Here is a 9,196-nt window from a genome sequence, read left to right as displayed (position 1 = left end):
GCCGGGTAGCTACGATCGGAAGCGATAACCGCTGAAAGCATCTAAGCGGGAAGCGCGCCTCAAGATGAGATCTCCCGGGACACAAGTCCCCTAAAGGCCCCATGAAGACTACGTGGTTGATAGGTCAGGTGTGTATCGCAGCAATGCCGAGCTAACTGATACTAATGAGCCGTGCGGCTTGACCATATAACTCCAAGACGCTTCGCTGCCTCGACGACGAGGTCTGGCGACAGTCAAACGCTTAATTTACGTCCCAAGTCCCAATGCAGAGTCCGCGCAAGCGTGCGCGACTCTCACCAGTTCCCTGGCGACCCTAGCGCTGTGGTCCCACCCGATCCCATCTCGAACTCGGAAGTGAAACGCAGCTGCGCCGATGGTAGTGTGGCTTAAGCCATGCAAGAGTAGGTCATCGCCAGGGGCTTTACCCAGAGCGCCTCTCCGGAAACGGAGAGGCGCTCTTCTTTGTGCCTCGCTCGCGACGAGGCGATCGCACGACGATCGGAGGCTGGCACCCATGCGTTGTTTCGTCCACAAGAGCCTGCGCAGGGCCGACACCTACGTGTACCTTCGGCATCAGGACGATCTCGACGCATTGCCGGCAGCGCTCCGCGATGCTCTCGCGCCGATGCGGCAAGTCCTCGAGCTGGAGCTGACGCCGACGCGGCGCCTCGCCCATGCCGACGCGGCCCGTGTGATCGAAGCGCTCGAGCAGCACGGTTACTACCTGCAGCTGCCGCCGGATCCGCACGGCCCCAGCGACATCTCCCGCGCCACGAGCTGACCGCAGCAGCGGGCCGCATCGATATACTCGCTGGCGGCACAGATGCCGGGCAGCGGGAATCAAGAGGATGCGCAGGCGCGCGGTCAACGGGTTCAATGTCCTGCGGTCGATGCTGCGCCTGCAATTGCCCGCCTGGCTGATCTTCGCGATCGCCGCGGTCGTAGACCATCCGGTCTCGCTGGTCCTCCTGCTCGCGGCCAATGCGCTCACGATGACGGCGGTGAGTCGCGCGCTGGGATTCGATCACGACAGCGCCTACCTGCATGCCCTCGCGCGCCGCGGCCTCGCCTACTTCGTCGCGTCGTCGGCGTACACGGCCCTTGTCGCCTTGATCGTCGCGACACCCGCATGGTGGTTGCTCCGCTACGGCTCGCTCGAGGCCGCGCTCGCGCTGTCGGCCGCCCTGCTGGCATCGCTGCTGCTGCTATGGCGAATCTGGCCCGCTTTCGCGCTTCCGCTGCTCTGGGACGATGCCTATCCTCGGGTGGAGGACCGCGGCTCCTGGTTGAGGACCGTCCTGCACCGCTCGCTCGCATTCGCGCGGCACATGACGCTCGAGCACGACGTCTTCTTCTTCTCCGGTGGGTTGCCAGCGAGCCTGGCCCTCCTGCTGCTGGCAGTCGGCGCGCTCGCACTGTCCGGCATCGGCGGACTCCTCTCGGGCGAGGTGCGCATCGCAGCGCTGGTCGCGTACTCGCTGCTGCTCGTGCCGGCGGCCCACCTGCTGCTCGTGAATCGCACGCTCCGCGCAATGCTCGCGGCCGCGCGCGGCTCGCATCGCGACGACCGGCGCGAGCTCGAGGCCGGACCCGCCGTCGACGAGCCGACGGGTTTGCCCGACGGCATCGGTAGCCGCGAACTCGACTCGACGTTGCTCTGCGCGGTCCATTCGGCGCAGACGAGCCTCGCACTCGCCGCGCTCGAACGCGGTGCGGACCCCAACGTCCTCCCGACGATGGATCACCGCGACCAACGCAGCCCCTTGATGATTGCGGTCACGCTTCCCGATCAACGGCTGCTGCGCACCCTCATCGCGAAAGGCGTGGACGTAAACCGTCTTCACGGCGGCATCACGCCACTGATCGCCGCGACGCGCGACAGCTACGAGGGACGCCCTGAGGCCGTCACCACCCTGCTCGCGAACGGTGCCGACGCGCGCCGGGCCGACGCCGCAGGCAATACGCCGCTCCATCATGCGGCCCGTTGCGTCGAGCCGGTCATCGCGGCCCTGCTGCTCGATGCGGCGGTCGACGTCGATGCCGTCAACGACGAGGGCCTCACCGCACTCGCGATCGCCTGCAGCTGCGGCAACTGGAAGATCGCCGCGTTCCTCCTCGAACGCGGCGCGAAGCCGGAGGTCGAGCGCGCACAGCCGGCGCTGATCTGCGCGGCGAGCATCGCCGACGATGACCCCGCCGGCGTGAAGCTGCTGCTCAAGCATCGCGCGCACGTCGACGCCCGCGGTGCGCTCGACCGCACCGCCTTGCTCGCCGCCGCGCTCGCCGGTCATGCACGCATCGTCGAGGCGCTGCTCGCAGCGGGCGCCGGCGTCGACATCGCCGACGCACGCGGAACGACGCCGCTGATGGAAGCGGCGCGATGCGGTGCCGTCGCGGCCATACATGCGCTCGGCAAGCGCAAGCCCGACCCCGATCTCGTCGATGCAAACCGGCGCACCGCATTGATGATCGCATGCCAGTCGCGCCACGCGGGCGAAGACACCGTGCGTGCGCTGATCGCCCTCGGTGCGGATCGCGCCCTCGTCGGCAGCGACGGCAAGCGCGCGCTCGATCACGCCGCTGCGGCCGGCCGCTGGCACATCGTCGCGTTGCTCGATCCGGCCTACCCGATGCCGAGCACCCTCGCAGGGGAACGGATGGACCCGTCATCGGCCCACACCGACCACCTGCTCGACGCGCTCCGGTTCGGGCACTGGAACGTCGCCGGCGAATTCGTGGGTATCGTCGGTCAATGGCCGTCCGCCGCACTGGCCGACATCTACCTCGATCTCGCCGGACCCGAGCACGCGGCAGCGCGCGTCTGGTTGCTCAATCACGGCCTGGTCCCCGACTCGCCGACGCGCACCGGCATGCCGCTGCTGCAGAGCCTGCTCGACAACCTGCCGCACGCACACGCCGCGATCGCCGACCTGCTCGCCGCGGGGGTCCCGGTCGGGGGCGCGGGGCTGCTCGCCAGGACCCTCATGGCGTCCGCGAGCGAGCCCGCGCTGCGCCCGCTCGCGCACGACTTCCTGCTCCGCGGAGCCGACATCTTCGGCGTCGCCGGGGGCCGGAGCACGGCCTTGCATCTCGCCGCCGCGCTCGGCGACGTCACGCTCGTTTCGATGCTGCTCGAACGCGGAGCCGACCCGAATGCCCGCGACGCGCAGGGCCGCACGCCGCTTCACGCGGCGATCCGCGCCGACACGCCGCTCGCCGTCGCGTTGCTCAAGCCACTGCTCGCCAGCGGAGCGAACCCCGAGATCGCCAATGCGAACGGCGAGACCGTGCTGGGGCTCGCGCTCGCGCGAGGCGAGCCGGAGCTCTCGTACTGGCTCACCTGGGACCGCTGGCCGCTGCCGTTGCGCCGGCTGCGCGACGCCGACCTCCCGGCCGCGGCCGCGACCGGCGACGGCGAAGCCGTGAGCCGCCTGCTCGCCCTCGGCTTGCCCGTGAACGCGGAAGACGCGCAAGGTGCGACCGCCATCGTGCGCGCCGCCGGTGCCGGGCACGCCGCACTGCTCGTCCAGCTGCTCGCCGCGGGTGCCGACGTCGAGCACAGGACTCGATCGGGCATGCATTGCCTCGGTGCCGCGGTCGCCGCCGGACGCGAAACGACCGTGCGCACCTTGCTCAGCCACGGAACCGCACCCGACCTCCGCATCGCCGGCGGCGCCACTCCACTGATGATCGCCGCCGCGAACGGCGACGAGCGCACGGCCGCCGCCCTGCTCGAGGCGGGCGCGAACGCGGAAGCGCGCGACGACCACGGCACCACGCCGCTGCTGGCCGCTGCGCAGGCCGCCTTCGAGGGCTCCGATACCGCACGCGCCGACGCGATGTTCGAGCGCCTGCTGCGCGCGGGCGCACGACTGGACGCGCGCAACGACGCGGGCCAGGACGTACTGCTCGTGCTGCTGGGCGGGCGTTCGCAGCCGGGTGCCCGCTGCGACGCCGAGCACCTGTACCGGCTAGCCGACTCCCTGCTCGAACGCGGCGCGCGCGTGGACGGCCAGGACGCGCGAGGCGTGAGCCCCCTGCACGCGTGCGCATTGCACGGCCTGTACGGGTGCGCGCGCCTGCTCAGGTCGCACGGCGCGCCGCTCGAACTCGTCGACGGCTTCGGACGCACGGCCGCCGATGTCGCGACGCTGCTCGGCTACGTGGATGTCGCGACCGAACTCGGCGCAACCTCACCGGCGGCAGTGCCCGGCGTGCGCCAGACCTTGCGTCGACCCGCGCGCGCTCCCGACTGAGCGCACGCGGCGGAACCGCGGCCCCGCCTCACGAACGCATCGTGCGGAACAGCGGCCATGGCAGCACGCGAACGACCGCGGCGACCAAAGCGAACCGCCGCGGCAGGTACCAACGTCCCGAGCCGCGCGGCAGCCGGTCCACGACCGCGTGCGCGACGTCGGACGGGGAGGCCGCTGGCGTAGGCAGGGCGAGCCCATGCGTGAGATTGGTCGCAAGAAAACCCAATCGATACAGGTGCACGCGCAGTTCGTCGGGCGCATGTCGCTGCCGCAGGCTCTCCGCGAGCGACTCGATCCCGCGCTTCGCCGCCGCGTAGACGACGTTGCGGCCGCGGCCGCGCACGGCCGCGATGCTGCTGAACAGGACGACCGCGCCGCGCGCCTCCCGCAGCCGAGGCAGCAGCGCGTGCACGATCGCGAGGGGAGCATGCAGGTTGATCGCGAGCAGCTCGCCGATCCGGCGCGGCTCGAGCCCGAGATCGTCGTCGCTGCGCGACATGCCGACAGGCAACAGCAGGCTCGCGAGCGGCGGGAAACCGTCGAGGGCGGCGACGAGGCGCGCGCCCGGATCGGGCTCGCTGGCGAGATCGAGCGCCAGGGTGCGCACGCTCGCACCGTGGCGGATGCGCAGATCGGCAGCGATCGCGTCGAGGTCCCTCGCATCGGACGCCACCAGCAGCAATGGCTGGCCGCGACGCGCGAGCTCGGTTGCGATCGCTCGCCCGAGTCCGCTCGATGCACCGACGACGACCGCCGTCACAGCCCGAGTCTCCTCGCGAGTTCCGACGTGCAGCGCCGCAGCGGCTCCTGCCGCCCGATGCGCGCGCGCGCCTCGTCGAATCCGTCGATCGCCCGGCGCGCAACGCCGCCATCGAGCGTGGAATCCTTGATCAGGTTCGGCCGCCCGGCGTGCCCGACCGCAATCTCCGCGAGCGCATCGAGGAACGCTCGTTCGCTTCGCGCCGCGGGATCGGCGACGTGGATCGCGAGCGCGACACCCCGCCCGTCGAACGAAAACCCGTCGGCCGCTCCCGCGAACAACTTGCTCGCGATCAGCGTGATGCGCGGTCGCGTGCGCGCGACGAGTTCGCCGAGCGCGGCGGCGAACGCCTCGAAGCGGGGATGCGGGACGAGCCACTGCGCCTCGGCCATGCCGGCGCGACCGAATCCCGCGAAATACAGGCGCGCGCGATTGAGCGGAAATAGCGCTTCGGCGAGCGGCATCGGAGCCTGATCCGCGCGGCGCCAACGCCGATCCAGCCAGCGGTTCGCCGCAGCGATGCCGACGCGGTTCCACAGCGACAACGGCAGCGGCGCGATGGCAGCGGGCAAGTCGGACGACGAGCGCGCCTCGCCGCCGTGCGTCGTGTCCTCGTCGCTCGCGAGGCCGATGTGGATCACGCCACGACCGAATCGCGCCGAGGTGCCATCGTGCCAGCCGTACAGCACCGGCGCGTTGGCCGCGTCCCGCAGCACGCGCGCCGCCTCCGCCAGGTTCGCGACCGGCACGCGGCGCACGACCAATGCCCGCGGCGGACGTGCCAGGCGCAACGTCGCGCAGCCGATCGTCCCGGTCAGGCCGAAGCCCGCGAACGTCGAAGCGAACAGTTCCGGCTCGCGCTCGCGGCTCGCGACGCAGGGCTCGCCGCCGGGGCGGTGCACGACGAGTGCATCGACGCATGCGCGGAACGTGCCGTCGCGCGCCGGATTCTTGCCGTGCACGTCGGCCGCGATGCAACCGCCGACGGTGGCCTGCGGATGGCCCGGAGCGACCGGCAGGTACCAGCCGTGCCCGAGCAGGAATCGCTGCAGCTCGCCCACGCGCGCACCTGCCTCCACCACGAGCCGCCCGCGGTCGACGTCGAACGCGAGCAATCGATCGAATGCGTCGAGGCTCTGGCTGATCGCACCATTGCCGAAGCTCGCGGCGACGTAGGACACCCCGGCTCCGCGCGCGATGCGCGGTGCATCCTCGGGCAGCGCGTCGAGCAGGCGGTAGCGATCCGGATTCTGCAACGCGCAGCGTGCGTGGAACTGTCGGTCGAAGCTCGACAGCAGACCTTCCGCGACCGCATAGCCCCGCATCTCAGTCCTCTTCCTCTTCGACCGTATCGGCCTGGAACAGGCGCATGAGGTCGTCGCGCGCCTCCTGCGCCGACTGCAGCAGTGCCGCTTCGTCGTCGTAGACCGGATACTGGTTCGCCAGCACGCGCTCGTCGTGCTCCCTGAAGCGCTTGACGTAGTCGTCCGCGCTCGCTTCGTCGTAGCCGAGCGACATGAACACGCCGCGCGCGATCTCCAGGCTCGAGAAGAACGTCTCGCGCACGATGCTGTCGACGCCGAGGTCCATGAGCTTGAACACGTGCTGGCGGTTGCGCGCGCGCGCGAAAACCTTGAGATGCGGGAAATGGCGCTTGAGCAGTCGCGCCGTGCGCAGGTTCGAATCAGGGTCCTCGGTGGTGATCACGAAGATCTCGGCCTTGTCCGTCTGCGCCGCCCGCAGCAGGTCGAGGCGCGAGGCGTCGCCGAAGTACACGGTATTGCCGAAATGGCGCATGAAATCGACCTGCTCGGGATCGCTCTCGAGCGCCGTGAACGCGATCCGATTGGCGTTGAGCATGCGCGCGACGATCTGTCCGACTCGGCCCATGCCTGCGATGATCACGCGCGGCGCGCCGGCGTCGATGCGGTCGTACTCGCGCGTCGGTCGCGCCTTGGACGCGGGGGCGATCTCGGCGCGCATCCGCACGAGCAGCGGCGTCGCGGCCATCGACAGCGTGATCACGAGGATCGCGAGGTCGCGCTGCTCCGCGGACAGCAGGCCGTTGGCGGCCGCCATCGTGAACACGACGAAGGCGAACTCGCCGCCTTGCGCGAGCAGGGCGGCGAGCGCCAGCGACTGCGCGTGATCCTCGCGCGCGAGGCCGCGGCCGACGCCATAAAGCACGACCGCCTTCAGCACGACCAGCGCGAGCAGCAGGATGCCGACCAACTGGGGCTGCGCCATCGCGAGATGCATGTCGAGCGACATGCCGACGCTGATGAAGAACAGCCCGAGCAGCAGTCCCCGGAACGGCTCGATCTGCGCCTCGATCTCGTGGCGGTATTCGGAGTCGGCGAGCAGCACGCCCGCGAGGAACGCGCCGAGCGACATCGAGATGCCCGCGACCTGCATGAGCCAGGCGGTGCCGATGACCACGAGCAACGCGGTCGCGGTGAACACTTCGGGCGTGCCGATCTGCTGCGCGGCGGCGCGGAACATGGGCCGCAGCAGGTAGCGGCCGCCCACCACGACGAGCGCGATCGTCGCGATCACGCGCAACGCCGCCAGAATCTCGTCCACCGCGCCGCCTTGCGCGTGGGCGCCGCCGAGGATCGGGATCAGCGCGATGATCGGGATCGCGGCGACGTCCTGGAACAGCAGGATCGCGAAGGCGAGTCGACCGTGCGCGCTGTTGAGTTCCTTGCGTTCGGCGAGCAACTGCAGGTCGATCGCGGTCGACGACAGCGCAAGGCCGAGCCCTACCACGAGCGCGCTCTTCCACCCGAAGCCGAACGCCAGCGCGACGCCGCCGACGAGGACCGCGGTCGCGACGACCTGCAGGCTGCCGCTGCCGAACACGCTGCGACGCATGACCCACAGGCGCTGCGGCGACAGCTCCATGCCGATCACGAACAGCATGAGCACGACGCCGAGTTCGGAGATCTGCGTGATCTGCTCGGTATTGCCGATCAGGCCCAGGCCGGAAGGGCCGATCAGCGCGCCCGCGCCGAGGTAGCCGAGCACGGCGCCGAGGCGCCAGCGCTTGGCCAGCGGAACCGCGAGCACCGTCGCGAGCAGCAGCAACACGGCGTACGGCAGGAAACCATGGTCTTCCACGCAATCACTCCTTGGCGGCGGGAAACGCGCACCGTCGCGGCGAGCGCGTGGTCGCGCCGGTAACGCCGTGCCACGCCGCGGCGAGCGCGTGGCGGCGCCCACGCCGCGCGACGAGTATCGCATGCGTCGCCGCGCCGTCGCAGGCGCTGAGACCGTCCGCGCCGATGCTCGCGTCCCCGAGCGATCAAGGAGTCCGCCATGTTCGTCGCACCGCCGTCCCTGCCGTCCACGGTCTGCACCGCGCGCGCGCCGTCGCGCACGATCCGGCCGCCTTCCGGGTCCGCCGGGCCTGCCGTGGCGCTCGCGGCATGGCTGTCGGCCGGCCTCGCCGCGCTCGTGCTCGTCCCGACCTTGCGCGGCGGCGACGCGTTCGGCTCGACGCTGCCGTTCTGGCTCGTCGCGGCGCCCGCGATCGACCTCGCATGGCTCGCGCGCGCGCGCATCGCGACTGCGCTCGAGCGCACCGCGCGTCGACTACGGCGGCGCCCGTCCACGCAGGCGCGGCGCCTTCATGGCGTCGGTCGAGCGCGCAGGTCGAGCAGGTAGTAGTCGCGGTCGTCGATGCGGACGACGCCTGGCTCGTGCTCGAGCCGCGCGGCGACCGCGCCTACCGCGAGCGGCACGTACGCGTAGTCCTTCGCGGCGACGCGCGGCTGCGGGAGCACGAGGCCTTCGATGCGCTGCGAGCGGATGAAGGCTTCGAACCCCGCCTCGGTCTCGACGAACTGCGGCCGCGAAAACGAAATCGTCAGCAGGTTCTCGAAGCGCGTCGGCAGCCACAGGCTCGCCGGTTCGGCCGCGTAGCCGACCGTGTGCGTGCGCGCGGGGAGTTCCTTCAGGTAGCGCCCGATCTTTTCCATGCCCGCGTCGCCGAGCAACTTCCAGCGCAGGGCGCGCGAGTCGTGCCAGTTGCGCGTCATGACGAAGTCGAACGCGCGCGTGCCCGGGACCCAGCCGGTGCTCGCGAAACCGTAGGCGGCCTGGAACAGCACGAATGCGGGCAGGCACGCAAGCACGGCCGCGCGCGCGGCGTCCCGACTGCGCGCGAACGCCGCCTTCG

The 9,196-nt window shown here is 70.7% G+C and carries 7 protein-coding genes and 2 rRNA genes; 5 read left to right on the top strand and 4 right to left on the bottom strand.

The features are described 5' to 3' along the window. From VI238_RS10375 to VI238_RS10360, 4 genes are all read left to right on the top strand, one after another. Positions 1 to 186: ribosomal RNA gene (locus VI238_RS10375) — 23S ribosomal RNA — on the top strand; the annotation flags it as partial. Between the two features lie 117 nt (positions 187 to 303). Further along, positions 304 to 418 (top strand): 5S ribosomal RNA (gene rrf, locus VI238_RS10370). 96 nt (positions 419 to 514) lie between these two features. Further along, positions 515 to 781 (top strand): YcgL domain-containing protein, encoded by a 267-nt coding sequence (locus tag VI238_RS10365; protein ID WP_331651023.1) that lies wholly within the window; start codon positions 515 to 517, stop codon positions 779 to 781. Positions 782 to 848: 67 nt separating this feature from the next. Further along, entirely contained in the window at positions 849 to 4,256 is a 3,408-nt protein-coding gene (locus tag VI238_RS10360) for an ankyrin repeat domain-containing protein (RefSeq protein WP_331651022.1), read from the top strand. A gap of 28 nt (positions 4,257 to 4,284) precedes the next feature. Here the strand turns inward: VI238_RS10360 and VI238_RS10355 are convergent, their stop codons facing one another. The 3 genes from VI238_RS10355 to VI238_RS10345 are packed head-to-tail and all read right to left on the bottom strand — an operon-like array spanning position 4,285 to position 8,136. Then, positions 4,285 to 5,016: an SDR family NAD(P)-dependent oxidoreductase gene (locus VI238_RS10355; protein WP_331651020.1), complete on the bottom strand. Its 732-nt coding sequence runs from the start codon at positions 5,014 to 5,016 to the stop codon at positions 4,285 to 4,287. Further along, complete coding sequence (locus VI238_RS10350) at positions 5,013 to 6,341, bottom strand: FAD-binding oxidoreductase (RefSeq protein ID WP_331651018.1); 1,329 nt, start codon at positions 6,339 to 6,341, stop codon at positions 5,013 to 5,015. Before VI238_RS10350 ends, VI238_RS10355 begins: the two co-directional genes overlap by 4 nt. A 1-nt stretch (position 6,342) precedes the next feature. Further along, positions 6,343 to 8,136: a monovalent cation:proton antiporter-2 (CPA2) family protein gene (locus VI238_RS10345; protein WP_331651017.1), complete on the bottom strand. Its 1,794-nt coding sequence runs from the start codon at positions 8,134 to 8,136 to the stop codon at positions 6,343 to 6,345. A gap of 198 nt (positions 8,137 to 8,334) precedes the next feature. Here VI238_RS10345 and VI238_RS10340 point away from each other — a divergent pair, with 198 nt between their 5' ends. Then, the gene (locus VI238_RS10340; protein WP_331651016.1) at positions 8,335 to 8,682 is read left to right on the top strand and encodes a hypothetical protein; all 348 of its coding nucleotides are present in this window, start codon (positions 8,335 to 8,337) and stop codon (positions 8,680 to 8,682) included. Here VI238_RS10340 and VI238_RS10335 read toward each other — a convergent pair. After that, on the bottom strand, positions 8,646 to 9,196 hold a 551-nt coding region (locus VI238_RS10335), incomplete at its 5' end, for a hypothetical protein (RefSeq protein WP_331651015.1). The two genes, VI238_RS10340 and VI238_RS10335, sit on opposite strands and share 37 nt — an antisense overlap.

The organism is Dokdonella sp., assembly GCF_036518555.1.
GTDB lineage: Bacteria > Pseudomonadota > Gammaproteobacteria > Xanthomonadales > Rhodanobacteraceae > Dokdonella_A.
Note: the sequence above shows the minus strand (reverse complement) of the source record. Positions and strands in the feature narration are given on the sequence as shown.

Excerpts from the sequence above, each read along its gene's own strand:
- VI238_RS10350 (WP_331651018.1), bottom strand. The coding sequence starts at position 6,341 with ATGCGGGGCTATGCGGTCGCGGAAGGTCTGCTGTCGAGCTTCGACCGA.
- VI238_RS10365 (WP_331651023.1), top strand. The coding sequence starts at position 515 with ATGCGTTGTTTCGTCCACAAGAGCCTGCGCAGGGCCGACACCTACGTG.
- VI238_RS10340 (WP_331651016.1), top strand. The coding sequence starts at position 8,335 with ATGTTCGTCGCACCGCCGTCCCTGCCGTCCACGGTCTGCACCGCGCGC.
- VI238_RS10360 (WP_331651022.1), top strand. The coding sequence starts at position 849 with ATGCGCAGGCGCGCGGTCAACGGGTTCAATGTCCTGCGGTCGATGCTG.